Here is a 16,737-nt window from a genome sequence, read left to right as displayed (position 1 = left end):
GATGCCATTTTTTCAGTACAAAGCAAGAAACGCCAGTGGTGAGGCAGTTACCGGAACCTACGATACGACCAGTAGAGAAGCGTTGGCAGAGCGATTAATATCACAACAATTGATCCCTGTAGAAATCAAAGAAGTGGCAGAAAGAGCTGAGATCTTTGATTTGTCGTTGGCGTTTAAAGCCTTTCGAAATAGAACATTAAAGACCGAAGATCTGGTCATGTTTTCGCGCCAGATGTATAGCCTTATTAAAGCAGGCGTGCCACTGAATCGAGCACTGAATGGTATTATTGAGTCGACTCATAATCCTCTGCTGAAAGAAACGCTTAGAGACATTGTTGACAGTCTTACAGCGGGTAACGATCTGGCGACATCACTGTCCCAGCATCCCAAAATATTTAACTCCTTATATGTGAGCTTGATTCATGTTGGCGAAAACTCAGGCCAGTTAGAAGAAGCCTTTCGGCAGGTTGCTCATTATCTGGAAACAGAAGAAGTCAATCGCAATCGAATTAAGTCGGCTACCCGTTACCCGATTATTGTTGTCATTGTTTTGCTCGTCGCATTTTCCTTTATTACGGTTTATGTCATTCCACAATTGAGTGCACTGTTTAAGCATTTAAAAGGTGATGAGTTGCCTATCTTTACTCGCATCTTGATTGGTACGTCCGATTTTGTTGTGAATTATTGGTTCGTTATTATTCTGGTTGTGGTCGCTATTGCTCTGGGGATCTACTCCTATATTCAAACCGATAATGGTCGCCTGTTCTGGGATGAGAAGAAACTGAAAACCCCGGTGTTTGGCAGCATCATTTATCGATCACTATTGATCCGTTTTTCGCGTAGTTTTGCCATGATGTCTCGTGCTGGTGTTGCTGTGACCAACACCTTGGGAGTGGTCGCTCATGTGGTTGATAATAAGTTTGTTGGTAACCGCATTCTTGATATGAAGAACGGCGTAGAACGTGGCGAAAATATTACAACAACAGCGCGTCGTAGCGAAATGTTTTCGCCTCTGGTGATGCAGATGCTTGCGGTAGGTGAAGATACTGGCCAAGTGGATGATATGTTAGACGAGGTGGCTGATTTCTATGAGCGAGAAGTCGACTATGATTTAAAGAAGCTGTCTGACTATATAGAACCTTTTTTAATTTTATTAGTGGGCGGAATGGTTACTGTGCTTGCATTAGGCGTTTTTATGCCCGTATGGGAGCTCGCTGGTGGCCGTTGATGCATGGCTATGAGAGCACAGATCCCCGCTATTTATAGTTGGTCACTCATATTGGTTGGGTTTAGCGCTGGTATTGTGTTCAGTGTCTTTAAAGGTGATGAAGACGAGCCTAAAGCGATCTACAAAGATATGGTCGCGATGAGTACTCGAGCACTTCAGGAGGGTGTGATCTTTGCGCATCTGAAGTATCACTCTACGGGAAGCCGACAAAAACAGTTAGATGTTTTTTCATTGGATGGCCAGGGGCTCGACTTTAATGATCAGGGGTATCCTGTTGGTTTTGAGCATACACAAGAAAGTATCCATCGGGCGGTGACTAAGCGAGATTGCAGGCAGTTGTGGCAGTATTTACAGGGGCCTTTTCGCCCGACAATCATGCCAGAGTCTGATGCGAGTTTTCGCGCTTTAACAAAAGACGGCCTATGCATTTATCAGTCTTTGGTGGTCGAAAGCCACCAAATTGTCTATAACCCGAGAAAAGGTAACGTTTATCTGAAAGTAGACTATTAGTTTCTCTATTGTGCTTGAATAAGCACAATGGGTTAAATCGAAGTTATTCACGAATGTACAGTGAATGTTCACTAACCAGAAAGCCCTTTAGAAGATAGATTATCGCCAGTTTGTTGAAGTGTTCAGTTGGTAAGAGCTTCATAAATTGTTGATAATAAACATGAATAAAACTTACTAAGACTATGAAATATCAGATTATTTCGTAATTATGTTTGGTTTTTGTTCGTTTTTTTGCTAGCTTCTATAGTGAGGAAAGTTATTTAGGGGGAGTGGACTCCTGTGTGTGAAAGAGTATTTTGTTGTTTGTAATTTAAAAAGTACCGGAGGAGTCATGAAAGCAAAATCTGCAGGTTTTACCCTGATTGAGTTAATCGTAGTTATTACCATTATTGGTATTTTGGCTGCTGTAGCTGCACCTAAGTTTATCGATGTGCAATCTGATGCACGTGAGTCAGTATTACGTGGTGTTGAAGCTTCTATGCGTAGTGCGGCCAGTCTTATTTATGCCAAAGCCCTAATCCAGGGTGTTGAAGGTGCTGCTGGTCAAACGGTCACAGTTGATGGCTCATCTGTCAATGTTGAGTTCGGATACCCAGAAACTGAAGCCATTGTTGGCCAGTTGGATATCTCGAGTAATGACTTAGTTTCAACCGCTGCCTCAGGCATTGTTGGATATAATCTGGATGGTGTGGCTGGCCCAGATGCAAACTGTCGTGTTGCATACACTGAGCCTGCTGCCGCTGGTAATACTCCAACTGTGACTGTGACTGCAACTGCATGCTAATTGCTTGGCAATGATTATTGCCAGAAGATATCAAAGGCCGCCTTCTATGGCGGCCTTTACGTTGATGGAACTGCTGATAGTGATTGTTATCATTGGCATCCTATCCATTGTTGTTGCTCCCCGCTTTTCAAGCTCATCTGAATTTTCAGGGCGAGCTGCCGCCTCCGAGCTAGTTAGCCATCTCCGTTATGCACAGCAGCTGGCTATGAACAATACAGCAAAATCCGTTCGTGTGATTATTGGCAGTCAATCAGTCAGTATTGAACAAAACCTTTCCCCTATCCTTTCTCCGCAAGGTGATAGCTACCCTCACTCTTTTGCTGATCAAGGGGTCACCTTTTCGCCGACGGCAACCTTGACCTTTAATAGCAGTGGTGAAGTGTCTGCTGCTACCACCATTGCTGTGACACCTTCTGCGGGCCAACAGGTCTGTATCGAGAGTACTGGTTATGCCTGGTTGTGTGATGTCTAGTCGACGTTCTTTGGGATTTACCCTGGTCGAAGTAGTGGTTGCCATTGCTGCGTTTGCTGTTGCCTTTTCATTTTTGATTACCGTGTTTTTTCCTGCCAATCGGGCCAGCGTTGATCCTTTGTTAGAAATGCGATCAGCAGAACTGGCGCAATCATACCTTGAAGAAATACTCGGTAAGCGCTTCGATGAAAACAATACACTTGGTTCAACATTACGTTGTGGATCAACAGGAGCTCCTGCTTGTAGCGGCTCGATGGCTCCGGACGCCGGTGAGACTCGAGCGACCTATGATGATGTTGATGATTACAATGATTTTGATGGCTTGCCCGATATTCCTCTTGATGTGTTTGGCAACGTAAGAACTGAGTACTTAAACTATCGAGTATTGGTTACGGTAAATTATGCTGGCGCAGAAATTGGTGTAGCCAATGGCGACGCTAAACGTATTCAGGTAACCGTAATTTCTCCTATCGGAAACACCATTCGGGTGACGGCTTATCGAGGTAATTTTTGATGAGCAGGCAGACTTTATTTAATGGTTTTACTTTGATAGAAATGATCATAGTGATCATCATTGTTGGCATTGTGTCTGTGTCCATTACGCGTTTTTATGTGTCCAGTATGGAAGCTTATATTTCTACTGAAGTACGCAATGATATGACAACCAGCGCGCGTCTCGCATTAGAAAGAATGGGACGAGATGTTCGTGAGGCTATGCCCAATAGTTTGAGAGTGAATACTGGCTCGGGTTCAACCTGCTTGGAGTTTGTGCCGACGGTTGGAGCAACTTATTACATTGATCTGCCTATATCGAGTGCGGCGACATCAATGAGAGCAATCGATGATGTAAGGCCGAGCACTGCAACGGATCTTTACGCCATGGTTATGCCGTTGAATCAGAGCGAAGTGTATAATACGGCGGCGGGCTTCAGTGCTCTTGTTGCTTCTATTGGAAATACTTCTCCCGTGACTGCCAATGTGATGCAGGTAAACTTTGCTGCATCGAGCCAGTTTGTTCGTGAGTCTGCACAGCAACGTTTGTTTTTTGTTCGTCAGCCAGTGAGCTATTGTGTCGTCGGAAATGATCTGATTCGTTATACTAACTATGGATTCCAAATAACTCAGCCGACGTCTTTAACTGGAGGAGCTCGTTTAACTACCGATGTGTTATTAAACGATGGTGGTTCAGCTGTCATTCCTTTTGTTTATTCTCCGGGCACACTGAATCGAGCTGGTTTGCTAGAAATCAATCTACATCTGTCGGGACGAGATGAATCCATATCATTAAAACATGAGGTGCACGTGCGCAATGTACCCTAAATCGTCGCGACTCATTCAACAACAAGGCTTCAGTATGTTAACGGTGCTGTTTATACTGGTATTGTTGGGAGTTTTAGCCGTTGCTATGGTTCGATTAAACCAATCAAGTAATGTGTCTGTCGCGCAAGAAGTGCTATCCATTCGAGCTTTCTTTGCTGCAGAGAGTGGAGCACAGTCAGCAGCGTCGGAGATTTTTCCTATCAGTGGTGCAGGGAGTTGCTCTAATCGTACAATCAATTTTACTACGGCGGGGCTTACTGGATGCCGAGCTCAACTTACTTGTAGCAGTTTTACGGTAGACTCTGAAGTTTACTATCGTATTACCAGTGTCGGTTCTTGTGCTATAGGAACTGAATATGAAGCCAGTCGAACGCTACAGACGCTATTAAAAGAAATTTAAAGATCAGTTAGTTAACTAGAGCAAATCCAGCTTCGCCTTTAGATTACTCAGAGCGTTGTGATCGACATCCGACATATTGATCTCACCGACTCTTGAGCCTAACAATATGGCAAGTTCTGGAATTGAAAGTTTAGACAGCTTTTCTTGAACTTGAAGATCTACAAAAGAAGCTTGCAGTTGTAGTTGACGTTGCTTCTCAGCCTCTTGAGCATTCAGCTCTGCCTCTCTTTCTCGATTTTCCATTTCGACTTTTTCGGCTTCCTTATAGGCGATAGCGCGTTTCTTTTCTTCCATCACTTTTAAGCGAGCTTCTTTAGTTTTTATAACTTCGAGCTTCTGTGTTTTAAGTTCTGCTTCTGCTTTTTCTTTGTCCAAACGCTTCGCTTCCAACTTTGCATCTTGCTGTTTAAGCGTTAATTTGTCGCGCTCAATTTGTTTAAGTTCATTGAGCAACTCTGTTAGCTCTTTGTACATTTTGAAGACCTTTTTGCGCAGAATATCCAAACCGAAGTTATTGCAAAATTCTTCGGCATTGGTAATAAATCTGAGTTCATTAACAAGAGGATTCAGGAGTTTTTTATCAATAGCTTTCTTGGCTTTCATTGCCTTGATGGTATTGATGACTTTGTAGTGAGTACTCGAGAACCATTCTAGTTGACCGACATCATCATCTTTTAACTTAAAGTCAGAAAGAATGTGTGTGACTTGATCCAATGTAAAGTCATCGGCTCGTGTTTTTTCTCGCAGCTCGGCAATGGCCAAACGTAAATCATCTTGCTGCTTATAGGTTTTTAACCACCAGGAGAATCCCTGCTTGGGATCTTCTTTAAGCTGCGAAGACAAATAACTTAGGTGTTTTTTGCCTTGTTTTAGGCCCTGCAAAAAACGTTTTTTGATTGGAGCTTCAGTTTCGCCAGTGTCATTGTCGGACTGTTCTGGTTCTTTAGGCTTGGACGCTTTTTTCTCACTGGTGGAAACTGTTTTCTTGCTCTTTTCTTTCGGCTCGACTTTTGTGCGAGGTTTTATCTCTGAGGCTTCTTGAGAATCTTCCGTATCTGACAATAGGTCATCAACGAAAGGATTGGCCTTGTCTGACTCTTCGGCTTCTTCTTTGGGTTTGAACACCGCAGGTTTGGTTTTGGGCTCTCCTTCATTCGGAGCCTGTTCACTCTTAGGTGCTATAGCTTCTTCTGATTCTTTTGGTGTTGTCGCTTCTGCTGATTCAATGTTTTCAGCTGGTTCTGGCTCCGTTGGCTCGTTGGTCGCGTCAGATTCTGAAACTGGCTCTGGTTCTGCCGAAATCGCAGTTTCTACTGTCTTGGTCTCGGCGTCTTCTTTTGATATTGATTCAGTTGCTTCTTTGGCATCATCTGCTTTTTGCGTTTCCGAGGCAGGCTCGCTGTCTTGCGTTTCTTGAGAAGTTGCTTCGGTGGCTTGTTGCTTATCAGGCTCTGAGACAGGATCTGGCTCCGCCAAGGCCGCAGCTTCTACTGTTTCTGCCTCAGTGTCTTCTGCTGATATCGACTCAGCGGCTTCATTGGTTTCGTCAATCTCTTGCGGCTCTGGTTTAGGTTCGCTGTCTTGTGTTTTCCGCGAGACTTCTTCGGCAGTTTGTTGATCGTCAGACTCTGATATTGACTCTGGTTCAGCCAAGGCAGCCGCTTCTACAGTTTCTGTCTCGGTGTCTTCTGACGATGTCGATTCCGCTGCCTCATCGGCGCTTTGCGAGCCTGATTCAGCTAGCTCGTTGGCTTCGTTAGCATTTTGCGGTTCTGGATCAGGTTCGCTAGCTTGCGTTTCCTGAGAGACCTCTTCGACAGTTTGTTGATCATCAGACTCCGAAAAGGGCTCTAGCTCCGCCGAGGCAGTATCTTCTACCGCCTCTGATTCAGTGTCTTCCGACAATATTGGCTCAGCAGCTTCGTTAGTTTCGTCAGTATCTTGTGGTTCTGGAGCAGGTTCGCTAGCTTGCGTTTCCTGAGAAACTTCTTCGATAGTTTGTTGATCATCAGATTTCGAAACGGGCTCTGGTTCAGTCAAGGCCGCAGCTTCTACTGTCTCAGTCTCGGTGTCTTCTGGCGATGTTGATTCCGCCGCCTCATCGGTCACGTCAGCGCTTTCAGGTTCTGAGTCAGATTCTCTAGCTTGTGTTTCCTGAGAGACCTCTTCGACAGTTTGTTGATCATCAGATTCTGAAACGGGCTCTGGCTCCGCCGAGGCTGCATCTTCAACTGCCTCTGTTTTAGTGTCTTCCGACGATAATGACTCAGATGTCTCGTTGGTTTCGTCAGCACTTTGCGGTTCTAGAGCTGGTTCGCTGTCTTGTGTTTCTTGAGAGGTATCTTCGATAGTTTGTTGATCGTCAGACTCTGAGATTGACTCTGGTTCAGTCAAGGCCGCAGCTTCTACTGTCTCAGTCTCTTCTGACGATGTTGACTCCGCTGTCTCATCGATCACGTCGGTGTTTTGAGGTTCTGATTCAGGTTCGCTGTCTTGCGTTTCCTGAGAGATATTTTCGGCAGTTTGTTGGTCGTCAGACTTTGAAGCTGGCTCTGATTCAGAGAATTCTGCCGTTTCTTCCTCTGAGAAGGCTTCTTCAGTATCAGATTTTGGCTCGCTCTCATCTGCTGAAGCTAATTCTGTGTGCTCAGCTGCGTCATCAGGCTCGACTTCATCATCAGGGTGTTCTGTAGTTGCTGATTCTTGAGCGGTATCTGGTTCCGCTAATGCTGCGGCTTCTTCGATCTCAGGTTCAGGCTCACTTTCTTCAGTTGATGCCGACTCTGTGCTTTCTACAGGGTCATCAGACTCAACGTCTGACTCGCTCATTTCAGTATCGAGCTCAGCTTCATCATTGGTATGTTCTGCGGTTTCTGATTCCTGCGTGGTATCTGCTTCTGCTAGCGCTGCGGCTTCCTCAACTTCAGGCTCACTTTCTTCAGTTGATGCCGATTCTGTGCTTTCTTCAAGGCCATCAGACTCAACGTCTGACTCGCTCACTTCAGTATCGAGTTCAGCTTCATCGGCGTGTTCTGTAGTCGCTGATTCTTGAGTGGTATCTGGTTCTGCTAGCGCTGTGGCTTCCTCGAGCTCAGATCCTGATTCGTTCTCATCTGTTGATGCTGACTCAGTGTCTTCTGCAATGTCATCAGATTCAATATTTGATTCGCTCTCAGTATCGAGCTCAGCTTCATCATTGGCATGTTCTGCGGTTTCTGATTCCTGCGTGGTATCTGCTTCTGATAGCGTTGCGGCTTCTTCGGCCCCAGATTCTGGTTCGCTCTCTTCTGTTGATGCTGATTCTGACTCGGTGCTTTTTTCCGCGACTTGGTTATCTTCTGAGCTTTCGTCTTCTGAATCTTCATCTTCGAGCTCATTGCCGTCGGATGTTATTGAAGATTTTGCTTTCTTTTTATCATCGCTGATTTCGTCTGATTGCATTGCAGCAGAGGATGACTCGTCGCTTGCTTCTTCATCGGCTTCACTAGATACAGAAGGCGGCTCTTCATCGGATGGTGATATGGCTCCCTTTTCTTCACTATGTGAGGATTCTTGGGAGTCTGCAGCTTTATTTTTATCTTTATGATGAGGCTTTGAGGTGTCAGAGTCCTGTTCGCTAGAGTCTACCGACTTTGCGTCATTTGATGCGCTGTTGTCATGCTCATTGTCTAGCGGATGCTCTGACATAAAGTACCGTAAGTTAAGGATCTTTCGTAGTTTGATTCTTATAGTTAGTCGCGATTGTGTCAAGTGCTAGCACGCTAAATATTAGGACCAGTACCATACCAAAAAGGGGTAGATTCACGAGCGCTAAACCCGATAGGCCGCCAATGATTGCACCATAGATCTCGATGGCCGCAAAGTGCCTGCCCATAATGCTCATTAATTGTGATTCAAAGCGCTCGGCAGAGAGCTGAGAAAGTTGTGATTCTATTAAATGAGGTACGTTGAACGCATGGAGGCATTGTTCCAGCCAGGGGGCCAAAGAACGGAAGAATGCTTCGCTTTGGCAATGAGCTTTTAGTGACGAAGACACTTGATCAATACTTGAAATTATTGGTGATGGACTATCAGTAGTTGATGCCGGATCTGCATGTTCTAATAAATGTTGCTCCAGTTGGTTTAGTAGCAGAGGCAGTGATTGCTGCATGACGGATTTCAGCAGTATTTCGAGCTTTTCTGATAGCCATTGGCTGCCTTGAGTGGATTCCATATATTGGGTCATATCGGATATCAATTGTGATAGCGCAGTGGCAATGGACAGGCGAAATTCGTTGCTGGCTAATAGTCGAAACAGCAGCTCTTTGAAGTCTTGTTGATCAATATCTGAACTCCAGTGCAGAAATTTTACAAAGCTGCGTTTAATACCTTGCTGGTTTTCGATGTGCTCTGTTAGCGAGCGATCAATAGCCTGGGCAATTTCTGGTACTTCTTCTGCTACGCGGTTAATGACTTTATCAATCGTGGGATGATGAGGAGAATCGGGTAAGAAGTCGTTCAGCCATTCGTGAATCGTGTTGCCTGGCAGGTTTTGATGGTGACTGAAGTGTTGCAACAGTTTGAGTAATTGCGGACGTAGAACAAGGTCCATTCGTCTTTGGAACTCAGGCTGTGCGATGTAGCCATTGATGGTCGCGAACAGTTGGCGGATCTGTTCTGGATCTTGTAGGCGTTTTTTGCCGCTATCGGCCAAATAATCGATAAGGAGTGGAATGAACTGCTGCTTCTGAATATACCCTAGGAGGTAGTCGCTATTAAAAAAAGTCTGCTGAATTTGCTGGCCCGCTTTTTGAGCTAAGGGCTTTTGATATTTGGGCAGTAATCCCTGATTGCCAAATGCCGTCTTTTCTCGTGGATGAAAGAGCATTTTAATCGCTAGCCAATTAGTGAAAAAGCCAATACTCGCTGTCATCAACACAACAAGAGCTGCGTAAGTCAGTGGATGTGGCTGTGTGTAATAAAGCAAGCCGAAGGTGGCTGTGAACACAGGCAATAGAACCATCAGGGCCGATTTTATCTTATACAAAAAAATGTCCTTTTTAGGGGCAAAATTAAATCTCTGCGAAATTTGCGCCATATTGCTAAGTTATTTAAAATCAATGAGTTATAATCTCTCAGGGTATTGGGTTTTAGTGAATAGATGCAAAATGTGTCGAATTGAACCATTATCTGAGCAAGGTTGAGCACTTCGATGGGGTTATGGGGTGTTAGTCAATATCCTGATACTTCAAGTTATCGTCTAGCAGGTGACTTGTTTTTTATGAGCAGCTTTTGAGCGTTTTAATATGATTGAAAATAAAGAGATTATTCAGTTAGCGGAGAAGTTCTGTAACAGCATTCCGTTTAATTTACACATTGGTTTGCATTTTAGTCGTCTCGATGTGGAAGCCTGCGAAGTCAACTTTGATTTTAAGCCCGAACTGGTTGGTAATTTTGTGCAGGGAATTTTGCATGGCGGGGTTATCTCTTCGGCGATGGATGTGGCTGGTGGAGCCATGGCTGCGATGGGTGTTTTGCAACGTAATCAAAATGCGTCTCTTGAAGAATTACAAGAACGCTTTGCTAAGCTCGGGACCATCGATTTACGCGTCGATTTTTTGCGCCCTGGGCGCGGCAAATCCTTTGTTGCCTCAGCAACTGTTTTGCGTAGTGGCAATAAAGTGTCGGTGACTCGTATGGAGTTACATAACGAAGAAAATGTATTGATCGCGGTGGGAACCGGCACCTATTTGGTTGGATAACTGATTGTGAGTGACGCAAAAAAGAAAGGTTATTGGGCAGCTATTTTTGCCTATCTATGGTGGGGACTCATCCCCATCTATTTTAAATTGCTTACTGAAGTGAATGCGATGGAGATCCTCGCTCATCGTGTTGCCTGGTGTGTGCCGACGGTTCTCGTGATTATGTGGTTGTTGAGACGACCCGTTGCTATCAAAGAGATATGGCAAAATAAAAAGCTGCGTTGGGCTTTAGTTGCCAGTACTTTGCTGGTCTCGAATAACTGGTTTATTTTTACCTGGGCTGTGGTCAATGATCAGGTCTTAGCGACGAGTCTTGGGTATTTTATTAATCCACTGTTTTCTGTCGTATTGGGTGTGGCCTTTCTGGGCGAGAGGATGTCGCGCCTACAATGGATCGCTGTGGCAATCGCAACCTTGGGTGTGTTAAATCAAGTGGTTTATCTTGGTACTTTGCCGTGGATCTCTTTGGCATTGGCCTTCACGTTTGGTCTTTATGGGTTGATTAGAAAACAAACACCAGTGGATGCCCTTAATGGATTACTGGTAGAAACCATGATTGCTATGCCCGTTGCTCTTGGTTTTATTGGGTTTCTTTTCTGGGCTGGACAGGGTGCTTTTATGCAGCAGTCAGCTGCAATTGATTGGACTTTGATTGCTGGCGGATTGGTGACGGCTGTTCCCTTGATATTGTTTGCTTATGGAGCCCGGTTGATACCGCTTTATGCCATTGGCTTTCTTCAGTTTATTGCACCGACAATGACCTTTATTTTGGCCGTTGTAGTGTATCAGGAGCCTTTTGGTTGGCAGCAGGCGATTACTTTTGGATTGATATGGCTGGCGTTGGTTTTATATTTGATCGACAGTGTGATTAAGCGAGCGCAAAAAACGATCATTGAGGATGTGAAGGCGTCAATAAAATCGAGCGAATCGGCGTGATGTGTTCACCGATTCGCTCTGAGCGAGATTAGAAGTTGTAACGTAACCCTAATGTGAAGCTACGTCCTGCTCGTGGTGCCAAATCTTTCAAGAAAGATGAATGATCACGAGCTTCTTCGTCTAGCAGGTTTTGTCCACGGAAAAACACCAGATAGTCGCTGGAGTCATCAACGATTTGATAAGCAACTTCTAGATCGAGCATATCAAAGCCATCGGTAGCTAACTCATTTTGTCCAGTGTGTTCCTGCATTTCATGAGATACCCAACTAAGATCTGCTGTAACAGCATCATAGTCGTAGCTTAAAGAAACGCCGTATTTAAGAGCAGGAATACGTGGTAAGTAAGGACCAGAGTCTAATTCTGCTTCGATAAAGTCGGCCATCAAACCAAGGCTTAAGCCATAACCATTGTTAACCAGTGGGACATCTACCTGAACTTCGACACCGCTGATGCGCGCGTCATCTTGTTGGTAACGAATAACGGGCAGCTCTTCTTCGATGTCTACTACTTGCCCGTTGAAATCGGTCACTTGTCCGGTGTTCTCTTCGACTGCACCGTAGATAAAGTCATCAAACTGATTCCAATATAGGTTTACTTCCCCTGAAATACCGCCGCTGTTAAAGCGGTAGGAAATATCAAAGTTATTGGATGTTTCTTTATCCAGATTAGGGTTTCCGATCTCAAAGGTTTGTGTGGCTGCGTGCTCACCAAATGAATACAGTTCTTCAATGCTAGCCATACGATCTGCAAGAGAGTAGTTAAACGCCAGTTTATCGTCACCCAGATTGATAACAGTACCCGCAGACAGGCCAAGTAATGTTTCGTCGGCACTGGTGAATCCTACTGCATCTGATTCTCGACGCTCTAAGCGTGCACCTAGCTCGATCTTGTATTGATCATAGTATTTTTCTTCAATAATGAAGATAGCTTGAGTTGAGGTATTTGAAGGTGGTACGAACGCTTCTTCACCAATGGCAGAAAAATCACGGTCAGTGATTTGAACTCCAAACAATCCACGCCATCCTGCAATTGAGCCATGATTCATATAAGAGCGAAGTTCATAAGCTTCATTAGAGAACTGGGTTCCGATTTCATCACCCTCTAACTCTTGGTGCTCATAGTCAGTGTAAGAAGCGCCGACAAACCACTCGTCAATGTTGGCAAAGGGAGAAGTTAAACCTAGCTGAAGATCCCAGCGTGTATGCTCCATATCGATGCGAACGCCTGCTTCTTCTTCGTGATCATCATGATCGTCGTCGTGATCATCATCGTGGTCGTCGTCATGATCTTCTTCATGGTGGTGGTGACCAGGTACGCCATAATTCTTATCAATCGCGTTGACTGCAAGACCAAAGTAACCCCAGTTTCTGATCCAGGTAGCGCCGATAGTTGCGCCTTTTGCTTCTGAATCACTGTTTTCCAGAATGCCAGCTACTTCTTCTTCATCACCATGATCGTCGTCGTGATCATCATCATGGTCGTCGTCATCATGATCATCATGCCCTTCTGCTTCGTGCAGTCGACGAGATTCGGCGAATCCTGGGATGCTGACAATTCCGAAATCATTGTAAAAAGCATCTAAGTGCCATGTGAACTGGCTGTCTCCACCGTCCAAGGCAATCACTAAGGAGCGTTCATCTGTAGCAGAGTCACCCAATCGAACTTCCGCACCACCAGTTAGCCCATCGGCACCGTCTGGGTTAATACGATTGTCGACGACGTTCACAACCCCACCGATGGCACCAGAGCCGTACATGAGAGAAGCTGGTCCTTTAATGACTTCAACCTGTGTGGCCAGTAGAGGTTCTACTGAGTCATCGTGGTCGGCACTATTTGTTGAAGCGTCTTGAACATTCATCTGGTTGTTGGCGATCTGCACTCGGCTACCACCCATACCTCGAATAACTGGTCGAGATACAAATGGACCAAAGCTAGACATGCTGATACCTGGCTCGTTTTTAAGGATATCGCCAAGAGTTGTCGAGCGCTTCATAACCAGCTCATCGCCACCAATGACAATGGCAGGTGTGGCCATATCAAGTTTTGTATGCTCCAGTGGGTTTGCACGGATGACTAACTTGTTTGCTTCATTAGAATCTAAAGTAAACACGGTAGCTTTTTGGCTGTTACCAGTCACTTTAATGGATTCATGGAAGTGCCCGGCCAGACCCGCTTCGATATCAAGGATGTAGTTTCCTTCTGGTAGGTCAAGAGTAAAACGACCTTGAGCATCGGTGCTGACTTTAATGTCGGTTCCGCGAACCTTGATTTCTGCTTCAGATATTGGACGCTGATTTGATGTATGAATGATGCCCGAAAAGTTAGCTGAAAATGCAGAGGTTGACAGCAATGTGGCACAAACTAAAACTGATTTTGTTATCTTAAACATGTTCTTTTCTCAATAAATAAAACCATGCAAATGCTCTGGCAATTGCAAAATAAAACTAAAAGTACAGTGGATCGAAAACTCATCGATTTGACACTGTGAAAAAACTATCGCTTTAAAAGTAAACTTTACAAACGGATAGCAACAGACAGGCCCAAGATTGAGCTGCTGATGACTTAAGGATTTTAATTAAGAGAAAGAAGGAGGTGCGCGCGAGCGGAAGTAAAGAGGTTGTAAGGATTCTGGTTGTGAGAAATAACTGGTCTGGACAGATGAGTTCTGCTGACTAACACAGAGCTTAACGTGAGTGATATCGTTGGAACTGTCTTCAGGTTGAAGCAGTTGAGCAATACACCACTCATGCTCACTGGTGTTGTGAGACTCGTCGTACTCGTGCTGAGCAACAGCCACCTGACCAATGACCAAAACGGCCAGAAGCAAGAGTTGTATAGCTATGTTGCGATAGTTAGACCACATAACGAGAGCCAGTTAATGTACCAAGCCCATAATTTTGCCACTGAAATATGATCCCTTCAAGACGTTATAGTTGTGAAATTGTCGACAAAGGTTTCTCTACCTATTTGGCATTTTCGTCCTAGAATTAAATTATGGGTGTTGCAAAAAGGTTGTAAAAAGATGCTCGCTATTCCTGTGGTAGAAATAAAAAGTGGCCAATGCGTCCACTCCATGAACCATCGCTCTAAGTCCCGAGGCGATCACGACCCTATGGAAACCTTCCAGCGGTTTTACGATGACGGGGCCCGCGTGATTCAAATTGTGGATGCCGATGCTTTGCGTAACCGACAGCCTGAGCACCTGGGATTGGTCGAAAAGGCAAAAAAACGTTTTCCGGATCTAAAGTTGCAAATAACCGGTGGCGTGAATACGGCAGAAGACATTCTGGTCTGGCTGGATGCTGGAGCCGACTGGATTACTGTGGGAGGACGCCTGGCTAAGCAACTTGAGCATCTAGAAATGATTCTGGTGGAATTTCAGAGAAAGATCGTGGTGGCACTGGATGTTCGCGAGCACCTGTGGCAACAAGGTTATTGCCCTGCGAGAGAAATGACGGTGCAAGAGTGGATCCAGCTGCTGGAAGAAGAAGACGTCGTTGCTTTAATGTTTACGGAGATCCCTGAGACGGGGCGAGTCAATGGGCATAACTTAATAGCGGCCAGTGAGTTGGCTGCCAAGGTGCAATTGCCCGTCATTGCCCATGGTGGCGTTAATGATAAGCAGGACTTGGCAAACCTGAGCCAGCCGTTGTATCAGAAACTTTATGGAGTGACCCTGGGTAAGCCTATGTATCAAGGGGCTTTTTCTTATTCTGAGGTGAACACGGCGCTTGCGCATTAGGGCCTGTTCATCGTCGCTTTGCTGAACTTTGGCCCTGATTAGTCATGAATGGATGATAATTTCAGTTTGGGATTTACCAGGAGTGCGGTAAGGCTTTGTTAATAACGATCAGCCCATCTTCCATGGATATATAGCTACCCGTTCGTAGATCTTTAAGAATTCTTGCCACCATTTCTCGAGAGGCTCCCACTCGACTGGCAATGTTTTGCTGAGTGAGCTTTTCGCGAATAATCATTCGGCCATTGTCTTCTTCTGCCATATTGAGAAATGTCACAACGATACGGCGATAAACATCCATTAATCCGAGTTTTCTAATGGTTTCTGTTGCTTCTCTAAGGCGAGTGACCAAGTTATGCATCAACTTCATCGAAAACTGAGGGTATTGCTGCATACAGGTGCGAAAGTCCTGATCATTCAAAATACCAACCCGCGTATCTTCCATGGTAAGCACCGATGCGGTTCTGGGGATACCTTCAATCAAACCCAGTTCACCAAAAAATTCTCCCGGACCGTGAATGTTTACAACAATTTCCTTGCCTGAATCATCATCAAGATATACCTTAACTCGACCATCGAGGATAAAGTACATACTATGAGACGCGTCGCCTTCGACGACAACTTGAGTTTTCTTGGGAAATTGGCGGTAGTGTAAGTGCTCACTAATAGCCTTGATTAGTTCATCATCGAAATCTTTAAAGATGGGGAATTCATTTAGTTCCATGTAATATCTACTCAAGTTTTTTATTAGGCTCATTATGTTAACTTTAATCGACTATGCGGGAATATCAATAGGAGACCCTTTGTCCGTCGATTGTGCAAGTGTGAATAGTACCAAACAATATGTAATGGTAATTAATATTATAGATTCATACTTACTAGATAGGGTAGCTTTGTTGCCCTGGTTAATAGACGGAAGCTTGTACACAATTTGTACTGAGGGTTAATGCCGGTAATACATGCGGTATCAATGGTTTTTATTAATAATTTGTCTTTTCATTAATTCGGCGCAGGGAGCGGCTAATAGCTCGAAGCACCGTAGTGGAGGGACATCAATCTATTTCACCGAGCTTGGTCCTTTACGACATAAGGCTGAGGCAGGTGATCCTAATGCTCTTTTTTTATTGGGCAACCTTTACCTGTCGCCTCCAAAAAATACCTCCGTCCGTCAAAACCTAAAGAAAGCCGCTGATTACTACTTTCAGGCCGCGTTACGTGAACATGCGGGCGCTCAGTATAACCTTGCTGTTTTGTATTATCGTGGTAGCGGTATAAAAGAGAGCAAAATGATGGCAACCGTGTGGTTTCGTTTGGCTGCCAATAATGGAAGCCCTGTCGCCAAGAATATTAAGCGTAATGCACTTAAAGCTCTGTCGGATATTGATGGCAAACTGTCATCGCCAGAGTTGGAGGATGTGGCTCTCTGGTTAGGTAAATATCAGACCATGATTGATAAAAAAGATTACCGTATGGCGCGTTTGCCAGACTTATAAAATATTCTAGAGCCTTCCCTTCTCATTAAACTCTTCTTGTTTAGTCTTTGTCTTGATTTCCACTCTATCGCGTTTAATTATCGCTTATGTGAATAATTACTGCTAAGACATTAT

The 16,737-nt window shown here is 44.7% G+C and carries 16 protein-coding genes; 11 read left to right on the top strand and 5 right to left on the bottom strand.

Going from position 1 to position 16,737, the window contains the following annotated elements; translation table 11 throughout:
- Position 1: 1 nt before the first annotated feature.
- The 7 genes from NH399_RS18680 to NH399_RS18650 all read left to right on the top strand — a co-directional run bounded on the left by NH399_RS18680 (position 2) and on the right by NH399_RS18650 (position 4,714).
- Positions 2-1,228, top strand: coding sequence for a type II secretion system F family protein (locus tag NH399_RS18680; RefSeq protein WP_253042705.1), 1,227 nt, complete (start codon positions 2-4; stop codon positions 1,226-1,228).
- Positions 1,229-1,231: 3 nt separating this feature from the next.
- Positions 1,232-1,738, top strand: a complete 507-nt coding sequence (locus NH399_RS18675) for a hypothetical protein (RefSeq protein WP_253042704.1) — start codon at positions 1,232-1,234, stop codon at positions 1,736-1,738.
- Positions 1,739-2,069: 331 nt separating this feature from the next.
- Positions 2,070-2,522, top strand: a complete 453-nt coding sequence (locus tag NH399_RS25770; protein WP_305885104.1) for a type II secretion system protein — start codon at positions 2,070-2,072, stop codon at positions 2,520-2,522.
- Positions 2,523-2,568: 46 nt separating this feature from the next.
- Positions 2,569-2,994: a prepilin-type N-terminal cleavage/methylation domain-containing protein gene (locus tag NH399_RS18665; RefSeq protein ID WP_253042703.1), complete on the top strand. Its 426-nt coding sequence runs from the start codon at positions 2,569-2,571 to the stop codon at positions 2,992-2,994.
- Entirely contained in the window at positions 2,987-3,508 is a 522-nt protein-coding gene (locus NH399_RS18660) for a prepilin-type N-terminal cleavage/methylation domain-containing protein (RefSeq protein ID WP_253042702.1), read from the top strand. The genes NH399_RS18665 and NH399_RS18660 overlap by 8 nt, the downstream gene beginning before the upstream one ends.
- Positions 3,508-4,314: a prepilin-type N-terminal cleavage/methylation domain-containing protein gene (locus tag NH399_RS18655; protein WP_253042701.1), complete on the top strand. Its 807-nt coding sequence runs from the start codon at positions 3,508-3,510 to the stop codon at positions 4,312-4,314. Before NH399_RS18660 ends, NH399_RS18655 begins: the two co-directional genes overlap by 1 nt.
- Positions 4,304-4,714 carry a hypothetical protein gene (locus NH399_RS18650; RefSeq protein ID WP_253042700.1) on the top strand — a complete coding sequence of 137 codons (411 nt, stop codon included), beginning with the start codon at positions 4,304-4,306 and terminating at the stop codon, positions 4,712-4,714. Before NH399_RS18655 ends, NH399_RS18650 begins: the two co-directional genes overlap by 11 nt.
- 15 nt (positions 4,715-4,729) lie before the next feature.
- Here NH399_RS18650 and NH399_RS18645 read toward each other — a convergent pair whose 3' ends face one another.
- Both NH399_RS18645 and NH399_RS18640 read right to left on the bottom strand, forming a co-directional pair.
- Positions 4,730-8,401 (bottom strand): hypothetical protein, encoded by a 3,672-nt coding sequence (locus NH399_RS18645; protein ID WP_253042699.1) that lies wholly within the window; start codon positions 8,399-8,401, stop codon positions 4,730-4,732.
- 13 nt (positions 8,402-8,414) lie between these two features.
- A complete protein-coding gene (locus NH399_RS18640; protein ID WP_253042698.1) occupies positions 8,415-9,740 on the bottom strand; it encodes a DUF445 family protein in 1,326 nt (441 codons plus the stop codon).
- A 259-nt stretch (positions 9,741-9,999) separates the two neighbouring features.
- Here NH399_RS18640 and NH399_RS18635 point away from each other — a divergent pair, with 259 nt between their 5' ends.
- A complete protein-coding gene (locus NH399_RS18635; protein WP_253042697.1) occupies positions 10,000-10,455 on the top strand; it encodes a thioesterase family protein in 456 nt (151 codons plus the stop codon).
- Between the two features lie 6 nt (positions 10,456-10,461).
- On the top strand, positions 10,462-11,391 hold the full coding sequence (rarD, locus tag NH399_RS18630; protein ID WP_253042696.1) for an EamA family transporter RarD: 930 nt from the start codon (positions 10,462-10,464) through the stop codon (positions 11,389-11,391).
- A 28-nt stretch (positions 11,392-11,419) separates the two neighbouring features.
- Here rarD and NH399_RS18625 read toward each other — a convergent pair whose 3' ends face one another.
- Positions 11,420-13,780 (bottom strand): TonB-dependent receptor domain-containing protein, encoded by a 2,361-nt coding sequence (locus NH399_RS18625; protein WP_253042695.1) that lies wholly within the window; start codon positions 13,778-13,780, stop codon positions 11,420-11,422.
- A 186-nt stretch (positions 13,781-13,966) separates the two neighbouring features.
- Complete coding sequence (locus tag NH399_RS18620; RefSeq protein ID WP_253042694.1) at positions 13,967-14,254, bottom strand: hypothetical protein; 288 nt, start codon at positions 14,252-14,254, stop codon at positions 13,967-13,969.
- Positions 14,255-14,326: 72 nt separating this feature from the next.
- Between NH399_RS18620 and NH399_RS18615 the strand changes: the two genes are divergently transcribed.
- Positions 14,327-15,133 (top strand): HisA/HisF-related TIM barrel protein, encoded by an 807-nt coding sequence (locus NH399_RS18615; protein WP_253042693.1) that lies wholly within the window; start codon positions 14,327-14,329, stop codon positions 15,131-15,133.
- Positions 15,134-15,206: 73 nt separating this feature from the next.
- Here NH399_RS18615 and NH399_RS18610 read toward each other — a convergent pair whose 3' ends face one another.
- Positions 15,207-15,854, bottom strand: a complete 648-nt coding sequence (locus tag NH399_RS18610; RefSeq protein ID WP_253042692.1) for a Crp/Fnr family transcriptional regulator — start codon at positions 15,852-15,854, stop codon at positions 15,207-15,209.
- 235 nt (positions 15,855-16,089) lie between these two features.
- Between NH399_RS18610 and NH399_RS18605 the strand changes: the two genes are divergently transcribed.
- Positions 16,090-16,623, top strand: a complete 534-nt coding sequence (locus NH399_RS18605) for a tetratricopeptide repeat protein (protein ID WP_253042691.1) — start codon at positions 16,090-16,092, stop codon at positions 16,621-16,623.
- Positions 16,624-16,737 lie beyond the last annotated feature (114 nt).

Source organism: Pleionea sp. CnH1-48, from assembly GCF_024124665.1.
Classification (GTDB): Bacteria; Pseudomonadota; Gammaproteobacteria; order Enterobacterales; family Kangiellaceae; genus JAMXSB01.
Note: the sequence above shows the minus strand (reverse complement) of the source record. Positions and strands in the feature narration are given on the sequence as shown.

Bases quoted from the DNA above. Each gene is read 5' to 3' on its own strand.
- NH399_RS18655 (WP_253042701.1), top strand. From the start codon at position 3,508: ATGAGCAGGCAGACTTTATTTAATGGTTTTACTTTGATAGAAATGATC.
- NH399_RS18680 (WP_253042705.1), top strand. From the start codon at position 2: ATGCCATTTTTTCAGTACAAAGCAAGAAACGCCAGTGGTGAGGCAGTT.
- NH399_RS18610 (WP_253042692.1), bottom strand. From the start codon at position 15,854: ATGGAACTAAATGAATTCCCCATCTTTAAAGATTTCGATGATGAACTA.
- NH399_RS18665 (WP_253042703.1), top strand. From the start codon at position 2,569: ATGGCGGCCTTTACGTTGATGGAACTGCTGATAGTGATTGTTATCATT.
- NH399_RS18645 (WP_253042699.1), bottom strand. From the start codon at position 8,401: ATGTCAGAGCATCCGCTAGACAATGAGCATGACAACAGCGCATCAAAT.
- NH399_RS18605 (WP_253042691.1), top strand. From the start codon at position 16,090: ATGCGGTATCAATGGTTTTTATTAATAATTTGTCTTTTCATTAATTCG.
- NH399_RS18660 (WP_253042702.1), top strand. From the start codon at position 2,987: ATGTCTAGTCGACGTTCTTTGGGATTTACCCTGGTCGAAGTAGTGGTT.
- NH399_RS18620 (WP_253042694.1), bottom strand. From the start codon at position 14,254: ATGTGGTCTAACTATCGCAACATAGCTATACAACTCTTGCTTCTGGCC.
- NH399_RS18635 (WP_253042697.1), top strand. From the start codon at position 10,000: ATGATTGAAAATAAAGAGATTATTCAGTTAGCGGAGAAGTTCTGTAAC.
- NH399_RS18675 (WP_253042704.1), top strand. From the start codon at position 1,232: ATGGCTATGAGAGCACAGATCCCCGCTATTTATAGTTGGTCACTCATA.
- NH399_RS18650 (WP_253042700.1), top strand. From the start codon at position 4,304: ATGTACCCTAAATCGTCGCGACTCATTCAACAACAAGGCTTCAGTATG.
- NH399_RS25770 (WP_305885104.1), top strand. From the start codon at position 2,070: ATGAAAGCAAAATCTGCAGGTTTTACCCTGATTGAGTTAATCGTAGTT.
- NH399_RS18625 (WP_253042695.1), bottom strand. From the start codon at position 13,780: ATGTTTAAGATAACAAAATCAGTTTTAGTTTGTGCCACATTGCTGTCA.